Below are 21,256 nucleotides of genomic sequence, written 5' to 3'. Positions count from 1 at the left end.
CGTTACTGTTTAGCAAACCAAAATATAATTTATGTATTTTTAAAAATATCTCCCATTAACCATAGCTCTTATTAGTATATATGAAACTGATAAACCTGTTACTATTCTCAGCCTTTATACTGTTTTTCACTGCCTGCACCAAAAAAGAAACAATCCCCGAGCCCGAACCACCGAAAGAAACAGCTATCGAACTGTGGCTGGGCGAAGATTCTTTGTATACACCTGAGAACAATCTTGTAGTAACACAAGCAACCGTTGCCCATCCTGACGCTGTAAGTGCAGTAGTAGAAAATGGAAAAGTTCGGTTAAAAGCATTGCAGGCAGTAGGTGCCACCCATGTTACGTTAACAGATGCCACCAACCGAAGTATACAAATAGTCGTATGGACACTAACACCCTACCAGTTAAAGAACCTGGTAAATCATGCTACTTATAAACCCTCTGTAAAGGTGCAGGCAGCAGATTCAGCTACCAGTGCTACCATTAGAGCCGAACTGGAAGCCAAAATAGCCAAGCCTTTTCGCATGCAGTTCCAGAGTTCAGGGATGGCGATCTATTGGGAAGAGGGTGTTGCTAATCCACTACAAGCCTCTTACCAGTTTGGAGATTTGCAGCTGGAGTTTACTGTAAATGAAGTAAAGCATCTTTACAAGGTTCATACCCATACAGACAGAACGATACTGGCCCTGGAACAGGATTTAACCGCCTATTATCAGGCATTGTACCCGGATAAAGGTATTGAGTCCGTGGTAACAACGGAATATGTCCAGCACCTGTTGCCTCCAGGGTAAGGGTATTCCCTTATCTGGCATGGTTATCTTACTAAATACTTCCAACTTTTTATTTATCATGCAACCATTCTGACAAAAGCTGGGTCAGTGCTTCATATCAACAATTATATCAATGAAAATAAGTTTTTTGCATTACGCCTTGATTTTATCTTTGACTTTTGGTTTTAGCAGTTGCACCAAAAGCACCTCTTCAGGAGAACAAACAGAGCAAACCAAAGATACTGTTGCCGTTCTGGACACAGTAGCGACTCAGGATACAGTAGCCACTACGAAAGACTGTTCAGGAGATGTTATGTGTACCCGAATTTTTATGACTGTTTCAGCTACAGTCAAAAACAAAGACAATAGCCCCGTCCAGTTAGACAGCTACAAGATTATCCAGACAGCCACAGGCACAGAGAGAAAACCAACAGTAGATGCAGCAGATGCCGAGATGCAACGCCAATCAGGTGCCTATCCTATTGTTACGGATGCGAACGTGAAAGAACTAGCTAACAAAGAAATCGAGGTAGAGTTTATTGGCTATAAAGCTGGCAAAGAACTCGTGAAAAGAAAGCTTACAGTAGGTGCTGACTGTTGCCATGTCAAACACATTGCCGGAGAGTTGGATATCGTACTTGATAAATAGTATGTATCACATAAAGCCTATACATAGTAGAAGTATAGGCTCTGTTACTATTGGACGCTCAATGCTGTCAAGGTAAGAAAGCCACTCAAAATACCTCATCTGTCCTTTATTTCCGTCGTTGGTGTTATCACCAACGACCACTTTCCCTCAGTTCATGTTGGTGATAACACCAACATGGGCAAGAAGCAGACTTACATTTTAAATGTGTTTTTTCTTACCTTGACAGCATTGATCGGACGCTTGACCGTTTCGTTTTTTAGCTCTCTTTTTTTTTCATGCTACTTTTTTTGTCCTTCTGCCCCTCCCCGCTGTCCTTCTGTAAGAATCTCGTGGCAAGACCGGCGACCTTTCCGACTGGAGTAAATTCTTTCTCTCAGAAACCAAACGCAGCTCTATTTGTCACAAGGTTCTTTCAGAAGGACAGGAAGGGGGCCTGATTTTTCAGAAAAAATGAAAGAGGGCTGAGGTCTCTTATAGTAGCCTGAAACTGAACTTTCCCGCCGTTTGTGTTATCACCAACGGCTCGTTTCCTACCGTTCAGGTTGAGGAAAACACACAGCTTACGGAAGAAAACATTGAGTACTATCCAAACCAACAGCTAGTATAACATTCCTGAAACTGAATTACGATAGTTTCGGAAGCAAAAAGCCGATTACTTCCGTGGGGCAATTACTTTGGTGATAGCTGCCAGTTCCTCTTCTCCAAACCCCTTTTGTTCTGCTTCGACCAGCAGATCCCGAATGATGGTGGGAAAGTCCTGCTTTACATTGATATCTTTAAAGCTATCTGCCAGCCGCTGAACTACAGCAAGATGAAGCGACACAGAACTGGAAGTAAGCCGAAAGTCATTGCGGTCAACGACCATCACTTCCTGTTTGAAGTAGTCAATAAACTCTGGTGATATATCTCCAATGATGTCTGCATAATCCTTGAGGGATAAGTTATACTGCCGGCATAACTCTGCTCCATAGAGTAGACCCACGAAAGCACCATACACCCAGGTAGATGTAGCGGTATCCATCGCCAGAGAGGCTGCGGCTTTGTCACTCAGATAGCGGATCTTCCCTCCAATGATTGTTAGGTCATTCTCATAACGTTCAAATGCCCCTTTGTTGCCTGAAATAACCACGGTAGCACTTTTTAATCCGAGTTGTTCCGGGGATGCCTGGATAGCGCCATGTATATAGGCTCCTCCGGCGTCGGAGATTCTCTTTTCGATGCTATCTGCTTCGGCTGTACTGCCTGAAGTGAAGTTGACCAAGGCTTTATCTGCAAAAATCCGGGTATCTGTCAGCCCATCCAATAACTCAAATATGCCTTTGTTATTGAGTATAATTGCGATTACCAATGGACTGGCAAGAATAGCCTGTTCTGCTGTTTCGACAAGCTGAACTCGTTCAAGACCCTCTCCTTTGCCAGGAGTTCGATTCCATGCAGTGACTTCATACCCTGCCTCGCTATAGAGCTGAGCAATTCTATACCCCATCTGCCCTAAACCCAGTACAGATACTTTTTTGTTTGTTTGATTTGTTGTTTCCATTTATATAGGCTGTTTTTCGTGGTTTTGTCAAAAACAATATGCCACAGGGATTAAAAGCGCTGATAAGTTGGTAGACAAAATTGCCTAAAAGATGGTTTCTTTCAGGTAAACTTTTCTTTTTTACTATCTGCGTAAATAGACTGCGCAGGTAGCTTATTCTTTTGATCTGAACATACCAAATTATGCACTCAGACATTCACAAACTGCTACTTATACTGGATCACTACGAATGTTGGGAATACCCTCGTGGGCACAAAAGGAAGAAGGCAATGAAGGAGATTGAAGAGATCAAAAATGAATTTGAATCTCTTCTGAACGTATCTCTGGATTTAGATCGGTATGTTGAGGACGCTTCTTTTTTAACAGACTTAGGACTTATAGAAGAACGCATTGTGAATCAACGGAAAATACGGATTTATCCCTTCTGCTTCCGCTTTTCAAACTTTGGCAGGCTATTTACACTCATAGGCGAACTATCAGAAGGGACTTCTAAAAAATATCAACTGGATTCACTTACAAAACGAATTGAACAAAAGGGGTTTGTTTTTATACCTTACGAAGAATTGGATACACTCTACAATGGTATTAACCAACCTCCATACGAAAGATTCACCTGGTGGACTCGGTATTTTGACTACTTGTAGATTTTACTATTCGTACGTCACTCTATCAGTTACAACAGATTAAAAACGTATTTTACAATCCGGGAGCAAGGCTTTGATTCGTTCTTGTTCAGAGTCGGGTATAGGATTATCCTTTAAATCCAGGTATTGCAGATAGGGGATCTGCTTTATTTCTTCCGGAATGGTAGTAAGTTTATTTCGCTGTAAATCCAAACTATACAACCGGCTCAATCTGGCAATTGCCGGAGACAGGCAGGTTAGTTTGTTTTTACCCAGATTCAACACTTTTAGGTTTGCTAACTCCCAGAACTCAACGGGCAGGGTAATCAACTGATTACGATCTACCTCCAGGGAGAATAGCTTTTTCAGATTACCAATTTCTGGTGGTAAGGATGTCAGCTTATTCCCTGTCAAACCCAGGTATTGCAACTGAGTCAGATTCCATATCTCTTCTGGCAACGAAGTCAGCTTGTTTGATTCTAGTCCCAATTGCCTTAATTGTGTCAGATTACCCATTTCTTTGGGTAGCTCAGCTAACTTATTGTGTCCCAAACCCATTTTTTGTAACTGAGTGAGTTTACCAATTTCGGGTGGCAAACGGGTAAGCAAGTTTGTCCCCACATATAACTCCATAAGCTTTTCCAGCTTGCCAATGGCTGCGGGCAATGCCGTGAGTTGGTTCACTCCCACATTCAGTTCTTCCAGGTTGTTCAGGTTGCCGATTTCAGGTGGTAATTCACTCAATTGATTGTATGATACATACAGCTTAGTCAACTGAGTGAGATTACCTATGTCAGGAGGTAAACTTCGCAGTTTGTTTTTCGATACTTTTAGTTGTGTTAACTGATTCAGTTGCCAGATTTCAGTTGGAATAGCCTCTAGCTGGTTACCCTCCAGGCTTAGTTTTTTCAGATTAGTAAGATAACGCAGCTGAGCACTAGGGATTGGCATTCCAAAACGGCACTCTTCCTGCTTCACTATCTTTACTAGCTTTTTGGGAAACGAAAATGAGCTACATTTCATCCATTTGGCAAGAGCCTCTATTTCTGCTGTAAATGTGGTCAGATCAATATTCAGCGATTTCGCTACCTGCAATGCCACTGTGATATTCTCTTCCTGTCCGGAAAGGAGCAGGCGAATGATATTTTCTTTTTCGGATGAATGGGTGTTCATAATTTAACTTTTTCAAAACAGAAACAACAATGGTAACTGAGCATTTGTGTCCTCAAGATAGTAGAACATAAGGAATAGCAAGGGCAGATTTTCTCTCAATGAATAACGACTGAAGACCTCAATGCTAACTGGCAATAGTAGTAAATCCACAAAACCTCACCTATGTTTTCTTACAAAATCTGCACTGTTATGTATGGAAAAATCAATAAATGACATCTAAGCACATAGAGACATACTATTCACCACTATTACAATCAATTATTTCATGTATTTCTATCCTAAACGTATACAAACAAGCCTTTCCTTCATTGTTCTGGTACTGTTTATTGGGTGCTTCACTAGCTTCAGTCAAACCAAGAAGTCTACCACACCAGCCTTTGTATTTGATCATTATGGAGATGATTTAACCCATTTTCTCCGAAAAAGTATTCGCTATCCAGCTCAATTACGGAATGGTACTGATTCCTGTAAGGCATTAGTATTTGGATTTTGTGTACGTTTTGTGGTGAATGCCAGTGGCAAAGTAAGTAATATCTCCTTCTCTAATCAGGTACATAGTTCTATCCAGGAAGAGATGAAACGTGTAGTGAATCTGACAAATAATCACTGGAAAGCAAAAGGATCTATAAAACAACAGGCTATGATTCTGCCTCTCCTCTTTGCCAGAAACAACTGTCTGGAAAAAAACCTGGATGGAGTAAGTGGTACAGAATATCAAACAACATTGAACACTATTTTTGATTTCTTCTATACAAATCAGAATACTCCAGCAAATAACACGCTTATTCTTCCTACAATTCAAATAGTGGCTATTCAAGAAACGAGATAAAGAGAAAATAAGAGGTTTAACCCGCAAAAAGTAGTAATTAAAAAAGTGTTTGTACAGATCAGTAGCCTTCTGATACCCTTAGTTAATAATCAAAGTAACAAAGCCAGTCATCAATGCTGTCAAGGTAAGAAAACTACTCAAACTAACTCTCCTGTCCTTCTGAAAGAATCTCGTGGCAAGACCGGCGGCCTTTCCAACTGGAGACTATTTGTCTCTCAGAAAGTAAACGCAACTCTATTTGTCACAAGATTCTTTCAGAAGGACAAAAAGAAATATGAAAAAAAAGAAATAAACTTCCTTATGTTGATAGCATTGAGCCAGTCGTCGGCTGATCGTCAGCATAGGTACTATGCTAACTCTGGGGTAAAAATGCCTGCGATCAGCTTGTTTGAGATGGGTAGCTTGTTCATTTGTTGTTTTTAGTAAACTTTTTATCTTCTACATCTTTGAAAAAGCGAATCAAAGCCTCAAAGTAATGCTGGCTATCATCCCACATAGCAAAATGCGATCCTTCAGGACAGATATAGACTCTGCTTTGGCTCATTCTCTTGTTCATCTGGTAGTAATCACCTGTGGGAATAAAGTCATACTTTGCCCCTAACAACAGGGTAGGCATCTGCACCAAAGCCAAACGATTAGAAAAGTCCCACTGATCCATTTCATTCAGCAAAGCAAACCGAAACTGATCTTTTCGGTTTATGTGTTGATAATTGCGATCATAAGGTTCAGGTGGCTGGGACAAGCGTAAAACGTGTTGTTCTTCGAAGCGTTTGCTAATCACCTGCTTGATAACTGAATCAGGCACGTTGCCTTCCTGCTGCTTTTGCACAAGCAGGCGTTTGACTTCATGGCTGTTAGCAATAGAGGAATACAAATCCCTACGATAAGCATTATGACTACTAGCCCGATAGCCCATATTGGAAACAATTAACCCTTTCAGGTGCTGGCCATACTTTGCCGCATATTCGAGGGCTAACATACCTCCCCAGGAATGACCCAAAAGATAAAAATCCTTTAACCCTAATCCTTGTCGCACTTGTTCTACCTCTTCTACAAACCGATCTATATGCCAAAGTGTACTATCGCCAGGCTGATCCGAGTGGTAAGAACCTAACTGATCGTAGAAGTAGACCTCTACCTCTGCAGGGTTCAAGTGCTCTGGAAAGTTTTCCATATATTCATGTGTATTGACAGGTCCACCATGCAGCAACAAGAGTTTGATCTTACCTTGCCCGACTTTTTGGGTCCAAACCTGGTATTTACCTGCCACCTGAATCATCTTTACCCCTTGGGCATTGCGCTTGGCCTGATAACTACTGTCTTTCTGTTGAGCACTTATCAGAAAGGGCACCAGTAGTAAACAAGGCAGTAGTGACAGGAATATCATTAGTAGTCTACTCATTTTCTTTTTTCAATGGGTATGGATGTTTGAAAAAACGATTAGGTCATTGTATAGTCAATCTTATATTACCTGAAGTATGATCTCATCAATGACCTGTTTACCACCGTTATACATAGCACCTGGTCAGAATTGAGTAGTTTAACTAGATTGTCGGCTTCAGTTTGAGTAAAATGCAACATACAAAAAGGAATGATTCAACCATTAAAAATAATCAATTCTTTCGTTTTTAGAAGATGTTTTTACAAAAAAATATCAACTCAAAAAGCATATTTTCCAAAGCTAAAAAGCTAAAAACACAATCCACTGAAAATCAGCGTATAACAAAAATCACCCAAAAACGCTCCATCTCCTACCCTTGCTTTTAAGAAAGCATTACAGCCCATTAGAAGCCTTTAGAGCGATTTACTTGAGTTTTGGAACTATTAATCGACTCGCAGGAGAAAATAGTCTATAAGCAATCCTTCATGCCTTAAATCGCATTTCTGAGCCAAATCGCGGAGACCCCTAAAAAAATATGCAACCCCAAACGCGCCAGAATCGCGTATTTGAGAGAAATCCTGACCTGGAAGGCGTATACGCCATTCTCAGGCGGTTTAGAAATCGGCGTTTTTCGGTTTTGGACATCCGAACGTTTGGTTTAATCAGATTCCGTAGGACGCTGATTTCGTGTAGGTACTATTTGGATTTGTAAACCAACACAGGGAATGTAGGGGCGACTGGCGGTCGCCCTGGTTCCATACGCGAATGATCGGGTTTAACAGAATACCGTTTCGGATTGATCCAATCATTCATGTGGGGAAAGACGGGCACCCACAAGGGGATGCCCCTACATTGTCGTATTGTCACAAACACGGTCTGCGACGATCTGGGCGCACACACAGGTGCGCCCCTACATGATTTCCGAATATCCCATGCCGTGCCTGTGCCTACCAGGGCGATCTGCCAATCGCCCCTACATTTTATGACTCTAATGCCCTATTGCTGGTCAAATCTGCCCTCTCTCACGCTTTTAGAACACATTAGAGCGATTTTAAGGCAAAATCGCATTCTGTATTGACCGCACGGATATTTTAGCTTATAGAGCCTCTTTGGGGCCTTAAATCGAATATTTCACATAGATCGCGGACCATCCCTCCATACCATAGCCTTTTTTTGGCTTTTTCTTAGATCAACTATTCAGAACATAGTTTAATTTTGGATGAAATCAATCGTATTCTGCTTCTTATGGCATCTTGTTATTACACAGCTATAAACATCTCATCTTATCGCATCTGAATATCAGCAAAATACAGATAGTTTTTTTATTATAATGTTTAAACATTTTCTTCCACAGAATAATACAACAACTAACCCATCAATAATTTTCACACAATTTCAGATAAAAAGTAGCTTTTTTACACAAAAATGTTTGGCAGATATTGTTCGATCTACTATATTTGTTTCCATAAGAAAATCGCTGTTCCGGATGTATTTTTAGGACAAAAACAAGATTGTGGATTTAAAAAATCACTATCCTTTACTTGTTTTAACATACTGAAGGAGCAAAAAAAAGAGCCCGTTACGAGAACGAGCTCCCTGATACCAAAGGATGTTTAGGCCTGAGAAACTTGATCATCCCTTGACGGAATAAACCTCTCTTCTGCGCTAACAGAAAAGTGTTTTATTTTTATCATTTACAAACAGATTAATGAAATAAACACTGCTGTAATGAGCTGACTATGCAAAGGAAAACTGTTATAAAAAGCTATTGAAAGATAGATAACAAACAGGAAAACAACTTCATAGGAATCTTATCTGCTGCGGTGCTATACAAAGATAGTGAAAAGTTTAGAAATGCAAGTTCAGACTTGTCATTTTTCGTAGTGTCTCTCCTGGGCACATCAACACACTGTTACTATCTCATATTTTTTTATCTGTTTTTAATCGTTCTCTCAGCGGGTTTCTGGTCGATTATTTCTGATCGTTTTTCACCACTAACCCAAACGTATATGCACACTTCCTACAAAGAAGTTATCAGCTGTTTATCGCGCATTGAAATCCTTTTGTCTGACATCAGACCCAATCTCTCACAAGTATCCGACCTATTACAGGACAACGAACGCCTGGGTGGAATAGAGCTGGCGATGGAGATTACAGGCCTGGCTAAATCGACCATTTATCATCTGGCTGCCGATGGACTCATCCCCTTTATGAAGCAACGCAGAAAGCTTTACTTCAGCTCGCGTGACCTTTACCAATGGATCAAGGATGGTAAGCACAAAACGCTTCAGGAAATGGAAGTAGAAATCCAACGCCATCTGTCGCAAACTCATCAGTCGCAACCTTCTAATCTGATAGCTACCTCAACCCGCTAATCGATGCAACAAACGGATAATTTGACTCACGCCACTAGCGTGAATGGCGAAGCTTTGCCCTTACCAGCCAGTGAGTTACCTAAAAACAAGCAAGCTTTCTCTTTACGGGATTATCAGGAAAGTAGTATTACAGAACTGACGAAACGGCACCAATCCGGTGCCAGTCGTCTGATCTTGTGCCTGCCTACGGGAGCTGGCAAGACGGTCACCTTTGCCGAGATGACACGGCATACGTTAGAGACAACACCTAAGGCACGTGTATTGATTCTGGTGGATCGCATGGAACTATTGCATCAGGCAGCCGCTACATTGGAACGATATGGATTACAGGTTGGTATAGTAGATGCCAGCAGCAAACAGATGCCAACTACACCAGTAATTGTGGCAATGGCAGAGACCTATTACCGGAGAGTACAGAAAGGCTGGTCATTACCGGATCTGAAGCTACTCATTATAGACGAAGCGCACAAAGGTAATTTCCGGAAAGTAATCCAGCTGCATCCGGATACGCCTATTGTAGGCGCTACGGCTACTCCCCTGTCTGCCAGTAAGCGAATTCCCTTAAATACCTACTTTAATGACATTGTAGTCGGAACTCAGATTCATAGCCTGATTGAAGCAGGACATCTGGCGTTGCCACGTTATTTTGCTGTCCCTATGGAGATTAAAGCGGGTAGAGCGTTTGATGGGGACTATAAAATCAATGAACTCTATGCCGACTTTGACAAACCGGCCCTGTATCAGGGGTGTGTTTCCAACTGGCAAAAGCATGCGGAAGGTAAAAAGACGGTGATCTTTTGTGTCAACAAGCTACATACACTGCGCACTACCCAAGCCTTCCTGCAAGTACATGACCAGGTCAGATACATCACTTCAGACACCCCGACTGATGAACGTCACGCAACACTTCAGTGGTTTGCTTACACACCTGATGCCATTCTGGTGAATTGTGGTATTCTGACTACGGGCTTTGATGAGCCAACGATAGAGTGTATTGTCTTAAACCGGGCTACCCGTTCATTGTCTCTCTATCTGCAAATGTGTGGACGCGGATCACGTACGACAGCCACCAAGGAGGAGTTTATCATTATAGACATGGGTAACAATATCAGAGAGTTAGGCTTTTGGCATGAGCCCTATAACTGGGAATCTATTTTTCGCAATGGTTATGCAGCAGTGCTTCAGCATGCCCCTGTCAAGTCGTGTCCGGAGTGTCAGTCTATTGTAGCGTTGAGCACGCAAACCTGTCCCTATTGCCAGCATACCTTTAAGCGAAAATTAGTGAATGGAACCTATGTATACGAGGTAGAAACACAGGAAATTGTGGTAGACTGGACCTATCTGATGCAGAAAGAATGGCATACAATGAATGTCATCGAACTGATTATGCGGGCATCGATGGGTGATCCGAAAAATAAACGCAAACAATACCCTGTCCAATGGATTATCAGTTGTATCCTCAAGCGGGACAACCCTCGTCCCATGCTCGAAGAGTTTGCCAGACTGCGTGGCTACCAATCGCACTGGGTAGATTATACGCTGAAAGCGGCAGGTATCTCTACCCGAAAAACAACTACAAAAACAGCCTCTAAAGGAGGCAAACGATGAGCCAGTCATCGAAGAAAAAGCAACGGGAGTATAGTTTGCCACTGGAGGCTCAACTGGCTGTCGATGACTTTAACAGGATTTTGAAGCAGATTCAGAAAAAAGCACTGGACAAGATGGAACAACTTAACAAATCACAACAAACTGACTTTATACAGGATGAAAAAGCCTTTCGACGATACAAGGCCATACAGGCTGAGTTTGATTTGCTGGTCCAGTTTATCCAGGTCAGTGAACTGACAATAAAGTGTCTATGTGAGCACATTATTTGGTTTGCTCCCTTGCAGATCAAACACTATCAGAGGCTATGGATTGCCACTGATGCGCTCAAACGGCATAATCAGTCACTGGACGAGGCCAATGAAACGCTGATGAATATGCTGCTGACCTACTATGAGCAGCAGCAAGCCGTCCCATTTTAATGCAATTTATAAATTTTCAATACAGTATTTTTTTTTCAACCTAACACCACTTTTCACTTTCTTTTTTTTTATGCAGAACGAATTTTCACGCCTGGTATCTCAATTTCGTAATGAACAGAATGCATCTTTTAACACGCAAGCTAATGGATTCAGCACCAATAGCTCTATACAGCCAGCTTCTGCTCCCAAACGACGTATTGAGATAACACTGGATTATCAGTTACGCAATACCCAACCTGCTCTTCGCATTGGAGATAGTGAGCTGATAAACAAAGGCGAGTTTATTACTGTAATTGGTGCTCCTGCCTCAGGAAAATCCAACTTACTGGAAGATCTGATGGCAGGCTTTGTCTGTCATGTGACTAACACTCCCTATCCGTACAGTATGGTAGATTTTCATTATCCCGCAGCCACTTCCAGCAGTAGAGGATTATTCATAGACTTTGAACGTCCATCCGATGATGTAGCCCGTTCCTTGAAAAGAACCCTTAAACGACTGTCCGTCAATGAATCTTTAATAGAAAATGGCCGTCTTCGTAATGTAGCTACCTACTCGATGATTGAACTGGAAACAGCAGAACAAAAGCGGGAGGAAATACGCCAGCTATTAGAAGAAGCTATAATACAAGGCACTCCGTTTGACTATCTGATACTGGATGGATGTCTGGATCTGACCAAAGATATGAATGATTCGGAGGATGCGGTTCTGGTGGTTCGATGGATCAGGACATTAGCTTCTGAGTTTAATCTGGCAATCATTTGTACACTCCATCCCAACAAAAACAGTGAAACGGCAGCAGGTCATTTCGGATCTTTCCTGCATCGGTATAGCAGAGCATTTCTGTTACTCAAACTTGTTTCTCAGCCAGATGGTACTCGTGTACTTACCTCTTCCTTTGACCTGGGCAAGTTATCTCATAGTCATCATCCGGTAGAAAAATATTTTAACTGGGATACGAATAAAGATTTCTTTATGCCTGTAGACTACCATAAGCCTATCCCGAAAGCAGGTCAGGCCAAACTAAAGGATATTATTCAAAAAGCGTTTAGCAAACTCCTCTCTACACAAGCTTCCTCTATGGAGCTTAAGAAAGTAGTCCTGGAAATTAGTGGGGAAAATGAAAGCAAGGTTAAACGCATGCTTTCTGAGGCCGTTGAGTTTGGGCATCTACGACTGGAGGGCACTCGACGCAATGCCACCTACCATCTTTGTATCCCCAAAGGCAAGTAGGGTAAATGATACGCTTACCGTTTAGGTCTCGCATATAGGATATAGATTTATACCCCTATATATATATAAATATATAGGGGTATAAATAAACCTATAGACTACCCTAAATAGGCTAATGCAAACTAATATTCAATCAATGGTTAGCTAATAAAAACCACAAACCGACTCAAAGGACCACAAATACACCAATACACACCAATAATCGAGTTTTCACCTACACAATTATACCCAAATGCTACCTCATATTTCCATACAACCATCCGAAACCCGTATACAAGCCTTATGCTTCCAATGGCATTGGAATACTTTTCCTGCTTACAGAGGTCTGCTACATACCCATAACAACAACAGTCACAATGCCATCAAAGGTGCTCTTAACAAAGCCTTGGGCATAGTGAAAGGGGTGTCTGACCTGGAATACTTCTTTGCTGGCAAAAGCTACTTTATCGAACTGAAGAACTTAGCAGGCTACCAGACCCCTGAACAGAAACAGTTTCAGAAACTGGTAGAATCACAGGGAGGTGCTTACCAGATTGTACGCAGCCTGGAAGAGTTTCAATGCCTGATTGAGGGAATTCATGATAAAACTGTACCAACCCACACAGGCATTGTCTGTTAGATAAGTTCACCATCAGAGTTCTGATAGTTCTCTCAAACGAAAATCACACAAACAACCCAAACGGCATGAGATCACCGATGAAAAACCTAACGGATCAGAACACTGATGGTTTTACCCACCTATCAGACTTCTGATACAAACGATCACCTATCAGCGTTCTGATACACTTTGTACATTATCAGAACGCTGATAACAAAAACATGAAACTATATTTCACCTTTACCTTTTTCACCCATGAGTTTACAATCAATCAGTCAACGCATTCATCATATTCGCACCGAAGTACTCCACTTGCCTCAACAGGATTTTGCTCAACGTATGGGCATGAAACAAAACAACATGTCCGGTATCGAGAAAGGACAATGGCTTCCCTCCTGCTTCTTTTTGTGGGCATTGCATACCACCTATCAGATTAATCTGCACTGGCTCCTGACAGGCGAAGGTGAACCCATGTGTCAATCAAACGATTCTCCAACCTAACAGAAAGGACGATCAGGGATGATACAGTGAATCCTGTTCCCATTTCAGCGGGTTGACGGTTATATAGTCTGCGATTTTTTCATAGGCAGGTTGATTGCGGATGATGTGTTCATGGTAATTACGCTGCCACAATTTGCCCGGAAATGCAGGCCATTTGTTTTCTTTCACACCCCGAATATATATTCATTGGTGGTCATGGTTTTAAACCATTGAATTATTTTCTGTAGGGGCGAACCCGCGTGTTCGCCCAGGTTCCCACCCGTCAGATCAGGTTTATCCGTATTGTTGGATGTTGTTTCATAAACCGAATCGTTCGGCGTGGAAACCGGGCGAACACGTGGGTTCGCCCCTACATTTTCTGTGCGAATCAGAATAAAATGAACATGATTGGGCATAATGATAGATTCACCCAATTCAACATCCGGAAATTTATCGGCTATTTTTTCGTACCATTTTTTGATCATATTACCTGCCTCACTCAACACCATCTCCCCATTCACAACCTCTCCAAAAACACATTGCCTCTCATGGGTACAAATGGTAATAAAATACATGCCGGACAGGCTATAATCATATCCTTTCAGTCGGATAGACCGTCTGCAAGGAAAATCAGTGGGGAACGACATAGGATACAGACGATTTCTGGTGTTGATCTTCTTTTGTATACAAATGTAACCAGCATCCGGACGGTTAACATGCATCGTCATCGTAGCATTCACCCCCCACAAAACCAACACAACCTACTGACTATCAAACACTATCAGACTTCTGATTATCAGATATCTGATTGGATTTACATAGTCAGAATCCCGACCTTTGTATCACTAAATCGGTTAGAAAAGGGGCTACAAACCTGCCTGCAAGCGATCCGGAACCTTGACAGCAGCACAACCCGAAGCCCCTACTCTACCAACCCTTTGTACACTCACATTTTCCATCAACCAACCAAAGCTATGGCATTAACTTTAACATTATTAACCTCAAAAACAGACTGTGACAAAGTCCTTGACCAACTGTCAGACCTCAAAAGCGATCTGGAGTTCAAGCAGATCTCCCTGACTCGTAGCCGTGAAAATGCTGCGGACCGAGCCTCCGACATTGAAGCTACTCTTGCCTCTTCTGAAGCCGAAGTGGATTCGCTTACATCCATCATCGCGGTATTGCCGGAAGGCACGACCAAAACCGAGATGGAAAACCGTAAAGTAAAAGCCGAGTACAAGCTGTTTACAGCCCAGCAACGCAAGTTGCAATACGGTACTACAGCGGTAGTGCTGTACGAATCCGAGCTGGATGAAGTGGAACAACGCCTCTCAGTAATCGATGGCTCGATGTCTACCATCACCAATCACAAGGCGACGCTACCCGCCTAATCCAGGTAGCAAAAAGTAAGGATTTACATGAGAAATGCTAACCGGAGAAGCAGTAGACTTTTAGTTTACTGTTTCTTTTTTTGAGAAATACACCCGATTCCATCCTCTTACCCACTTCCTAACCCTACATACAAATTATGCAACTACGACTTTTACTAAGCGCCCTGTGTTTCGTCTTCGGCCTGGCTATCGGAGTCTTTACCGAACATAGACTCAATCCCACAGAAGTATACGAATGCGAGGTGATTGACTACAGCCAGATTGAGTCCATCGTAGCCAGACAGGTAGTCTCCCACCCAATTCAGCCATTAGATGTAGAAAAGATCAAACATGTGAAGAGCTTCACCTATGCTCCAGTGTTTCAGGTGAGGGATACGTGTAAGGGCCCGTAGATGGCGGTTGGTACAGAAGAGGTCAATATAAGAGACTGTCTCTATTTCTCTTCTCCACAAAAACACTCTTTTTTTTTGTCCTTCTGAAAGAATCTTGTGACAAGACCGGCGGCCGTTCCGACTGGAAAGTATTCTTTCGCTCAAAATCCAAGCGCCACTCTATTTGTCACAAGATTCTTTCAGAAGGACAGGGAAAGAGCTTTTAGAAGGACAGTGGAAGTGTATTTAACCCAAATAACCCCTATGGCAAAATCGATATACGATTACCTCCAGTTCGTGTTAGACAACTGGAAAACCTCAACCCTGGGTTTGTTCACCTTCTCAGGATACATTCTCTGGCTGGCTAACCGCATCGACACGCAGTCGTTCGTTTCGCTGCTGGCCTTTATTTCAACAGTCGGTTTCTTTTCTATGAGAGACCCCAAATAACTTGAATCATTCACAATCTAAACCATTAAAACAAAGCTTGTTCTTATGCCTACACTATCTGCTTCCACTATTTCAGTTCTTGACCAAAAGTTGCTTATGAAAAACCTTACCCTTGCCAATAATCACCTGGCTTCCGAGAAGAAACGGCTTGAAAATGAAAACTTACACCTTCAGTGCAGGCTTAGTAACCAAGAGATGGAAATGGAAACCCTCAGAGAGCGAATCGAGGAGCTGGAGGGCGAAAACGAGTTACTGCATACAGAAGTCACCGAGCTGAAGGAGACACTCAACAACCTGCCATCAGCTTAACCACTATTCCATTTCCCGTCGTTGCGTGTTCTCACCAACGACTTATTTCCCACCGTTCAGGTTGGGAATAACACCAGCTTGGGGTAGAACCTGTCCTTTTCTCTTTCAACAAACTACTCTATATAACGAACCATATCTCTATGCACTTCCAATACCTGATCATACACTGTACCGCCACTCCCGCCGGACGCTGGGTTTCGCCAGAAGACGTCAAACGTTGGCACACCAAACCCAAGCCCTATGGCAACGGCTGGAAACAAGTAGGCTACTCGGACCTGATCCTGCTTGATGGCTCTCGTCATCAGTTCGTCAAACACAACAACGACCTGACCATAGACCCTTTCGAGATCACCAATGGTGTAACAGGCATCAACGCTATCTCCCGTCACCTATGCTATGTAGGCGGTCTGGACAAAACCTTAAAACCGGAAGACACCCGTACCCTTCAGCAAATCGAAACGATGTTAGCCATTATTTATGAGGTGCTTACCTACGCCCCTCATGTAAAAATTGCCGGACATAACCAATTCGCCAACAAAGCCTGTCCCAGCTTCTTTGTACCAACCTGGCTTAAACAGGCAGGTGTACCCGAACAAAACATTGAGTGGCGAGGCTCAGTACCAGCTAATAATCATGTAACACAGTAAACCCATACTACGATGACAAGGACCTACACACGCAAAGACGATAAAATTGAGATTCGCAGAAGAGATCACATTTATGGCTTTCTGCTGATAGATGGTTATGCCTATGAGTTTAACCGCTATTACCTCCCACTCGGAAAACGCCAGAGCCTTATCCCCTATGAGGAATGGAGAGACCTCATACGCAAACAAGCACGCTATCGCCTTGAGATTTCGAAAGAAGAAATACAAAAACTCACTCCTTTCTTCAAAGACAAAGCAGGCTTTCAGCCAACCAGCAAGGGTCTATCTTTTGAAGAGGACAGATGTTTCTATCTCTACAACGATGGCTGCCTCCCTGACAAAGCAGTCCACCGAAAGAAATATGAAGCCCGCCTGGAAGCGGTATTGCAATTTGCCTAAAGGGCACTGGCTATAGTATAAACCAAACAGGTTCGGACGTGTGTCCGAACCTGTTTGGTTTGGAGTAAATACCACAGAAACTAAGTAATCATTTATTGAGAGTTATTATCTCCTTAACGTTCCCTGATCAGAGACAAGAATTCCTCCTGCTTCCTCCTTCCATTTGAATGTATATACTTTCATTAACTCCATATCTACATAGCAGTCAAGCTCTGGATTAAATACTTCATCCAATTTGATCTTCAGAATTTTTTTATCTGGTTCATATGACCAAAATCCCTTTGCCTTGTTTACTACAGAACTATTTACAATCTTTTGCAAACTAACCTCTTGCCCTTCAATTCCTCTAAAGAAAAACTTAAAGATTGTATCCCCTACACTCATTTTATAAATTCCGGAAAGTTGTTCAATACCATCTTTTTTTATTTTTCGATCTACTACTATGAGGCAATTAGCATCTAATGATACATTTGCTTTCATTCGAATAAGCTTTTGGGATTTAAAATCTTCCGATTGCTTTATCTCAGCCAAATTAATCTTATAAATACAAGAATACGACGCTTTGGGACTTGCATCAGGAGTAAGAGAGAAGTCAAGCGTTTTACTACGTTTCTTCTTTATCTCCTTTCCAGACAAACATAGTGAGTAAGTTCGGGTAGAATCATAGGTAATAAACCTCTTTTCATTAAATGACTTTCCATTTGTAGTATAATAAAGTTTACTATTTTTATCTGCATCATATCCATAGATTTTCCCCGATAATTCAAGCTCTTGACCCCAGCAATAAAAGGAGCAAAGAATAAATCCAAACAAAACACAAACTCTCATATGTTAGTACGAAATTCGGCTTATACTCATTCTTCATGAAAATATTTTCATCTATAGTATATCAAAAATTTAGTGCTAAATCCAAAATGGTTGCTTGTAAAATCATGTTCTCTAACATAATCTCACTAACAGTTTGATTAGCCATACTACTATCAGAAAAAACACAATTTTCCTTACAAAAATGAGAATCAATAATAAAATACAAATTCTTATCCTGTCCCTCTTCTAACAACTTTGCTTTAAGAAGAACAGCAACAAAATTTTTGTATTTCAATTTATTACTATTCGTCCGTGCTAATGAGACTATCTTATCATCTTTTCGACATGGATCTACCAGATTGATAGTATAGCCAGGAACAAATCCTCCAGCAGCAATGATAAACTGATTATTAATGTTGGTAAAATCTGATATATAGTAATTCAAATCTCTTATAGTTGCACTATCTACTCCCTTTACATTTTCAGCGGTTTTCTTCAAAAGATTCAATTGAGACTCTACTATAGAATACATTAACCGCACAGAAACATCCGAACATCGATTATTGCTTTTTACAGCATCAGTATCCTCCTGACAAGAGAAAAATAAAAGCACAAAAATCAATATATATGTTAGCTTACTTTTTCTTAACTCCATACTATCCTGTTTAGTTATGGCCTATACCTAAAGGCGATTAAGTAGCGTCATAAGATCAGTTACTCAATTAGAGATCAATCATTTTTCCTTTGCAAAGAACTAAATCTTTCAATAGCCTTTACAACTATCAAGGCCATTTCTTGCCAATCCTCATGAGGTTGATTGTGCCACTGGAGACGAATGGATTGCTGGTGATCATATAAGCAGACTTCGTAGGACGTTCCATCCAGACTAAACATATCACTTTCAGGAATTCCAATTGTTATTTTTATTGCCTTCAGTGTATCTACCAGACTTTTTAATTCATTTGACGGACATTCTAAAAGATCATATCCAGGTCTTAGAATATATCTTTCTCCTTCAGCAAACGTGCTTTCAAACAAAACATACGTTTCACCCTGCTTTCGGATGTCCCACAGCTTATTGTCTTCAAAAGAAGGTCTGAATACAATCTGTAGCATCTTTTGACCAATGCCACGCCAGACTATATCCTCATACATAAACCGTTTTTCAGAGAGCGCTGCTTGTTTTTCTTCCTTATCCTGAAGCTCTCGTAAAAACTTCTTTCTTTCTGATTTATTCATTTTTGTTGATGATGGCTAGCTTGTGGGTAAATGCAGCGGTTACTTCAATTATGTTTATTTCTCCTTTATACATTACTGTATTTCATAATCGTATCTATGCGAGTTGTAGCTCTTATCCTGTTCCATAACTTTTTCAATTTTGAAGGTTTTAGTAAAAACCTCTCTTTTTTTGTCCTTCTGAAAGGCTCTCTTTTTTTGTCCTTCTGAAAGAATCTTGTGGCAAGACCGGCGGCGTTTGGATTTGGAAATAATTCTTTTCTCATACCCCAAACGCGGCTCTATTTGTCAAGAGATCCTTCCAGGAGGACAGAAATAGTGTTTTTCTTTATTTACAAACCACTTTTCCATAAAAGATATAGGCAAGATAAGGTTGTAGGCTTGTCTTGATTAAGAAATTACATACTTACACAGATACACCTTAATCCAGTTCTTCAACTGAGATTTCCATTGGCTTTCCTTTTTGCCTATAACGCCAGCCCTCATTTATAGCCTTCCTGATACACTTTTCAATAAGAGACGGCTTTATTTCTTTTATCAGATTGGGGTTCCCAATACTCTGCAATCTTTTATACCCAGTGTTGATCAACAATAATTGTCCACCTTTCATATATTGAACAGGGACAATCAATGGACCTCCGATTTCCTCTAGTACAGAAATTCTCTTCCGAACCCTCCACACAAAATATTCTCCATTTATAGTAAGAGTTCTAAATCCTTTTTTAGGTAGTGTCATTTTTAAATGTTTGCACGTATCCGAGTTGTACTACGTCTACTCAATAGCCAAATTATATACCTTGCTATTGAAAGGAAAGATTGGTGTAGTCTACATTAATGCGATAAATCAATTACAAGTAAACCAATAAATAGTTGCTAACCGTTATCCGTCGTAGCTGTGATGTGTCATAGCCGGCAGTACCGGGAATCCTTTTCTTTCGTCAATAAAAACGGGTAATTGATACACCCCTGTCCTCTGGTAGAGGAAACGAACTTCACCGCTATAGCCAAGGTGAATAAGACATTGATAACTGAAATTAAAGAATTTGACGCAGTGGTGTTAAAAGCCGTAGCGAATGGTGACGGCAATGCGAGAGCTGACGGATTTACACAGGACGCCATCCTTCTGTCAAACTTTGATTCGATTCGGGTAGGAATGGAACATATCAGGCCGAAGATGCTCAAAACCTATACACCAGACATATCCTTTCGTGTAAAGCACTATTATAATCGGATATATGATCTTGGGGAGTATGTTTTTGTAGCTGCTCAATATAAAGGCGGGTGGGGCGATTCAACCAAAGGAGGAAGATTCAAAGGCAATATGTCTAATCTTCTGAAAAGAACAAAAAACGGAAAGTTATTGATGCACAGACAAGCGGGAAACAGAGACAGCAAGCTAGTGCTATTCGATAAATAACAATCACCTGATCAGACAGGTAGACAGAAATACTCTCGTATATCGATTCACCCCTTCCTTGGCTTGTGTGTTAGTTAACAGCCAGAAAGTATTCCTGCATCCAGCATCAATCACTCAGTAACGCTCGGATAGCCTGCATGTGACCTACCAGTTGTTGCTGCTCTTTGCTGCTAAGTTTGTTGAGGAGTGTGGCAATTTGCTCTTCAGATGCCGAATTAAGTTTATTAAAGAGCGTAAGGCCAGTAGCCGTCAGTGAGACCAGGGTAATGCGGGCATCTTCACTGGATACCTGCTTTGAAATAAGGCCACTTTTCTCGAACTGCTTCAATACCCTACTCAGGTATCCTTTATCAATCACTATGTTAGACATAATCTGAGAAGCGCTAACAGGTTGAAGACTATGAATCTCATATAGGATACGTGCTTCCGCCAGTGAATAGTCACTGTCCAGTAAGTGGTTATTCAGCAGACCCAGCAACCCGGTATAGTAGCGGTTAAAGGCTCTGATATCGTCTATGATATGTTGTTTATCTTTCATACAAATCTCTGTCAG

General features: G+C 41.4%; 26 protein-coding genes. 16 read left to right on the top strand and 10 right to left on the bottom strand.

The window, feature by feature from the left end:
- The first annotated feature begins 80 nt into the window (after positions 1-80).
- The gene (locus QNI15_RS05590; RefSeq protein ID WP_314030971.1) at positions 81-791 is read left to right on the top strand and encodes a hypothetical protein; all 711 of its coding nucleotides are present in this window, start codon (positions 81-83) and stop codon (positions 789-791) included.
- Between the two features lie 112 nt (positions 792-903).
- Entirely contained in the window at positions 904-1,419 is a 516-nt protein-coding gene (locus QNI15_RS05585) for a hypothetical protein (protein WP_313976541.1), read from the top strand.
- Positions 1,420-2,071: 652 nt separating this feature from the next.
- Here QNI15_RS05585 and QNI15_RS05580 read toward each other — a convergent pair.
- A complete protein-coding gene (locus tag QNI15_RS05580; protein ID WP_314030970.1) occupies positions 2,072-2,959 on the bottom strand; it encodes an NAD(P)-binding domain-containing protein in 888 nt (295 codons plus the stop codon).
- A 182-nt stretch (positions 2,960-3,141) separates the two neighbouring features.
- Between QNI15_RS05580 and QNI15_RS05575 the strand changes: the two genes are divergently transcribed.
- On the top strand, positions 3,142-3,603 hold the full coding sequence (locus QNI15_RS05575; RefSeq protein ID WP_314030969.1) for a hypothetical protein: 462 nt from the start codon (positions 3,142-3,144) through the stop codon (positions 3,601-3,603).
- A 39-nt stretch (positions 3,604-3,642) separates the two neighbouring features.
- Here the strand turns inward: QNI15_RS05575 and QNI15_RS05570 are convergent, their stop codons facing one another.
- On the bottom strand, positions 3,643-4,755 hold the full coding sequence (locus QNI15_RS05570; RefSeq protein ID WP_314030968.1) for a leucine-rich repeat domain-containing protein: 1,113 nt from the start codon (positions 4,753-4,755) through the stop codon (positions 3,643-3,645).
- Positions 4,756-5,020: 265 nt separating this feature from the next.
- Here QNI15_RS05570 and QNI15_RS05565 point away from each other — a divergent pair, with 265 nt between their 5' ends.
- Positions 5,021-5,584 (top strand): hypothetical protein, encoded by a 564-nt coding sequence (locus QNI15_RS05565; protein ID WP_314030967.1) that lies wholly within the window; start codon positions 5,021-5,023, stop codon positions 5,582-5,584.
- A 406-nt stretch (positions 5,585-5,990) separates the two neighbouring features.
- Here the strand turns inward: QNI15_RS05565 and QNI15_RS05560 are convergent, their stop codons facing one another.
- Complete coding sequence (locus QNI15_RS05560; protein ID WP_314030966.1) at positions 5,991-6,986, bottom strand: proline iminopeptidase-family hydrolase; 996 nt, start codon at positions 6,984-6,986, stop codon at positions 5,991-5,993.
- A 1,988-nt stretch (positions 6,987-8,974) separates the two neighbouring features.
- Between QNI15_RS05560 and QNI15_RS05555 the strand changes: the two genes are divergently transcribed.
- The 6 genes from QNI15_RS05555 to QNI15_RS05530 all read left to right on the top strand — a co-directional run bounded on the left by QNI15_RS05555 (position 8,975) and on the right by QNI15_RS05530 (position 13,697).
- Positions 8,975-9,340, top strand: coding sequence for a helix-turn-helix domain-containing protein (locus tag QNI15_RS05555; protein ID WP_314030965.1), 366 nt, complete (start codon positions 8,975-8,977; stop codon positions 9,338-9,340).
- A gap of 3 nt (positions 9,341-9,343) precedes the next feature.
- A complete protein-coding gene (locus QNI15_RS05550) occupies positions 9,344-10,948 on the top strand; it encodes a DEAD/DEAH box helicase (protein ID WP_314030964.1) in 1,605 nt (534 codons plus the stop codon).
- Positions 10,945-11,367 carry a hypothetical protein gene (locus QNI15_RS05545; RefSeq protein WP_314030963.1) on the top strand — a complete coding sequence of 141 codons (423 nt, stop codon included), beginning with the start codon at positions 10,945-10,947 and terminating at the stop codon, positions 11,365-11,367. The genes QNI15_RS05550 and QNI15_RS05545 overlap by 4 nt, the downstream gene beginning before the upstream one ends.
- Positions 11,368-11,437: 70 nt before the next feature.
- Positions 11,438-12,598 (top strand): AAA family ATPase, encoded by a 1,161-nt coding sequence (locus QNI15_RS05540; RefSeq protein WP_314030962.1) that lies wholly within the window; start codon positions 11,438-11,440, stop codon positions 12,596-12,598.
- A 232-nt stretch (positions 12,599-12,830) separates the two neighbouring features.
- Positions 12,831-13,217: a hypothetical protein gene (locus QNI15_RS05535; protein WP_314030961.1), complete on the top strand. Its 387-nt coding sequence runs from the start codon at positions 12,831-12,833 to the stop codon at positions 13,215-13,217.
- 234 nt (positions 13,218-13,451) lie between these two features.
- Complete coding sequence (locus QNI15_RS05530) at positions 13,452-13,697, top strand: helix-turn-helix domain-containing protein (protein ID WP_314030960.1); 246 nt, start codon at positions 13,452-13,454, stop codon at positions 13,695-13,697.
- A gap of 12 nt (positions 13,698-13,709) precedes the next feature.
- Here QNI15_RS05530 and QNI15_RS05525 read toward each other — a convergent pair whose 3' ends face one another.
- On the bottom strand, positions 13,710-13,865 hold the full coding sequence (locus QNI15_RS05525) for a transposase (RefSeq protein WP_314030959.1): 156 nt from the start codon (positions 13,863-13,865) through the stop codon (positions 13,710-13,712).
- On the bottom strand, positions 13,862-14,251 hold the full coding sequence (locus tag QNI15_RS05520) for a transposase (protein ID WP_314030958.1): 390 nt from the start codon (positions 14,249-14,251) through the stop codon (positions 13,862-13,864). Before QNI15_RS05520 ends, QNI15_RS05525 begins: the two co-directional genes overlap by 4 nt.
- On the opposite strand from QNI15_RS05520, the gene QNI15_RS05515 reads away from it, so the two are divergent.
- The 5 genes from QNI15_RS05515 (at position 14,225) to QNI15_RS05495 (ending at position 17,243) form a co-directional block, all read left to right on the top strand.
- The gene (locus QNI15_RS05515) at positions 14,225-15,067 is read left to right on the top strand and encodes a hypothetical protein (RefSeq protein WP_314030957.1); all 843 of its coding nucleotides are present in this window, start codon (positions 14,225-14,227) and stop codon (positions 15,065-15,067) included. The genes QNI15_RS05520 and QNI15_RS05515 overlap by 27 nt on opposite strands.
- Positions 15,068-15,702: 635 nt before the next feature.
- Positions 15,703-15,888: a hypothetical protein gene (locus QNI15_RS05510; RefSeq protein ID WP_313976521.1), complete on the top strand. Its 186-nt coding sequence runs from the start codon at positions 15,703-15,705 to the stop codon at positions 15,886-15,888.
- 45 nt (positions 15,889-15,933) lie between these two features.
- Positions 15,934-16,197, top strand: coding sequence for a hypothetical protein (locus tag QNI15_RS05505; RefSeq protein ID WP_314030956.1), 264 nt, complete (start codon positions 15,934-15,936; stop codon positions 16,195-16,197).
- 140 nt (positions 16,198-16,337) lie between these two features.
- Positions 16,338-16,844 (top strand): N-acetylmuramoyl-L-alanine amidase, encoded by a 507-nt coding sequence (locus tag QNI15_RS05500; RefSeq protein WP_314030955.1) that lies wholly within the window; start codon positions 16,338-16,340, stop codon positions 16,842-16,844.
- Between the two features lie 12 nt (positions 16,845-16,856).
- Entirely contained in the window at positions 16,857-17,243 is a 387-nt protein-coding gene (locus tag QNI15_RS05495) for a hypothetical protein (RefSeq protein WP_314030954.1), read from the top strand.
- Between the two features lie 105 nt (positions 17,244-17,348).
- Here the strand turns inward: QNI15_RS05495 and QNI15_RS05490 are convergent, their stop codons facing one another.
- The 4 genes from QNI15_RS05490 to QNI15_RS05475 all read right to left on the bottom strand — a co-directional run bounded on the left by QNI15_RS05490 (position 17,349) and on the right by QNI15_RS05475 (position 20,022).
- Entirely contained in the window at positions 17,349-18,071 is a 723-nt protein-coding gene (locus QNI15_RS05490) for a hypothetical protein (protein WP_314030952.1), read from the bottom strand.
- 61 nt (positions 18,072-18,132) lie between these two features.
- A complete protein-coding gene (locus QNI15_RS05485; RefSeq protein ID WP_313998210.1) occupies positions 18,133-18,705 on the bottom strand; it encodes a hypothetical protein in 573 nt (190 codons plus the stop codon).
- 74 nt (positions 18,706-18,779) lie between these two features.
- On the bottom strand, positions 18,780-19,289 hold the full coding sequence (locus tag QNI15_RS05480; protein WP_314030951.1) for a hypothetical protein: 510 nt from the start codon (positions 19,287-19,289) through the stop codon (positions 18,780-18,782).
- 418 nt (positions 19,290-19,707) lie between these two features.
- Positions 19,708-20,022, bottom strand: coding sequence for a hypothetical protein (locus QNI15_RS05475; protein WP_314030950.1), 315 nt, complete (start codon positions 20,020-20,022; stop codon positions 19,708-19,710).
- A 219-nt stretch (positions 20,023-20,241) separates the two neighbouring features.
- Here QNI15_RS05475 and QNI15_RS05470 point away from each other — a divergent pair, with 219 nt between their 5' ends.
- Positions 20,242-20,703, top strand: coding sequence for a hypothetical protein (locus QNI15_RS05470; protein WP_314030949.1), 462 nt, complete (start codon positions 20,242-20,244; stop codon positions 20,701-20,703).
- A 106-nt stretch (positions 20,704-20,809) separates the two neighbouring features.
- Here the strand turns inward: QNI15_RS05470 and QNI15_RS05465 are convergent, their stop codons facing one another.
- Positions 20,810-21,241 (bottom strand): MarR family winged helix-turn-helix transcriptional regulator, encoded by a 432-nt coding sequence (locus QNI15_RS05465; protein ID WP_314030948.1) that lies wholly within the window; start codon positions 21,239-21,241, stop codon positions 20,810-20,812.
- Between the last annotated feature and the right edge of the window lie 15 nt (positions 21,242-21,256).

The organism is Xanthocytophaga flava (assembly GCF_030068545.1).
In the GTDB taxonomy this organism is placed as follows: domain Bacteria; phylum Bacteroidota; class Bacteroidia; order Cytophagales; family 172606-1; genus Xanthocytophaga; species Xanthocytophaga flava.
Note: the sequence above shows the minus strand (reverse complement) of the source record. Positions and strands in the feature narration are given on the sequence as shown.